Genomic DNA, 1,483 nt, shown 5'->3' on the forward strand with positions numbered 1-1,483 from the left:
TCCTGGCCGGTGCCTGCTGCGCCTGCGGCCAAGTCTGTGAAGCCGGCTTGCCGCCCGGCGTTTCCCGTCGCGTCACAGGCCCGCGCCTGCTGGCCACCGTCGGCACCCTTACCGGCAGCTATCACTTTGCGAATTCAACCGATCGACGCAACAGATTGGTGAAATCGTTCAGCGGGCGTTTCATAGTTGAGTGTTTTTCTTGGACGCGCATTTAACTGCCTCGCTACCGTATTAAGTTTCGCCTGCGAGTAGCCTGACAGGTCGATACCTTTAGGGAAATACTGTCTTAACAATCCGTTCGTGTTCTCATTTGAACCACGCTGCCAAGGATGATGAGGGTCGCAGAAATAAACTTGTATGTCAGTTGCCAACGTAAAGCGTTTGTGTCCGGCCATTTCCTTACCCCGGTCCCAAGTCAGTGATTGGTAGAGTTGCTCTGGTAGCTTTCTGGCCTGCCTGATCAGGTCATTGATTACCGTCTCGGTATCTTTGCTCGGTACCTTCACCAGCATGACATAGCGTGTCTGCCGTTCTACCAGAGTCGCAATCTGGCTACTCTTGCCACCGCACAGCAAGTCGCCTTCCCAGTGTCCAGGAACCGCTCGATCTTCCACTGCAGCTGGGCGCTCGCTGATCGATACTGTGTCAAGAATTCTGCCGTGATTGAGCGTCTTCTGGGTGTAATGGCGTGAACGGCGCATGACGCGTGTACGCCGCAAATGGGCCAGCAGTTCCTTCTTCAGCGCACCACGGGCCTGAATGTAGAGGCTGCGATAGATAGTCTCGTGTGACACGCGGTGACGCTCATCGTTGGGATACGTATGTTTAAGCCATCCGGCAATCTGCTGCGGCGACCACAGCAATTGCAGCTTGGCAGCCACAATGTGCGCCAATGGCCGGTTCTCCACTAGTCTACAGGTCTTGGGCCGACGTGCTCGATCCCAAGCCGCTTGCTCGGCCTGGGCTGCCCGGTAGGATTCATAGCCGCCGTTGCGCTTAATCTCACGACTGATAGTCGATGGCGCTCGCCCTAGCAAGGTCGCCATCGACCGGATTGAATTACCTGCTGCCAGTGCACGCGATATCTCTTCCCGCTCCGGCAACGTCAGCGCCAGTGCACAACGGCATCGTTGTCGCGGACGTATCCCGCCTGTCTCTGCCAGAATACCTTCTATCGAGGAGTGGTTCCGATTAAACAACTGGGCTATCTGCTGGAGCGACTCGCCCTTCCGCCAGTGTTCCCACATCACTGCCTTCTGGCTTTCCGAGTAGTAAATCCGTGGTCTCTGCTTCATATGCAACACTCCTTCTGCTTGCGCAGTCTTTAGTATGTTGCATCCACCGGTTGAATCCATCCTTGAGCAAGCGGCAGGTACAAGGCGTGCTGGCCGACTTGTTCGGCATCGAGCTGTCGGTGGGCGCCATCAGCGAAGGCGAAGCCGAGATCGGTGCGGCACTGCAGGACATCGTCCAGCAGGCACAC

Annotated in this window: 1 protein-coding gene; it reads right to left on the minus strand. The window is 56.5% G+C overall.

What is annotated here, in order from left to right; all coding sequences use genetic code 11:
* Positions 1–134: 134 nt before the first annotated feature.
* A complete protein-coding gene (locus IGW03_RS37590) occupies positions 135–1,295 on the minus strand; it encodes an IS30 family transposase (RefSeq protein ID WP_151638189.1) in 1,161 nt (386 codons plus the stop codon).
* Between the last annotated feature and the right edge of the window lie 188 nt (positions 1,296–1,483).

Source organism: Noviherbaspirillum malthae (genome assembly GCF_015352985.1).
In the GTDB taxonomy this organism is placed as follows: Bacteria; Pseudomonadota; Gammaproteobacteria; order Burkholderiales; family Burkholderiaceae_D; genus Noviherbaspirillum; species Noviherbaspirillum malthae.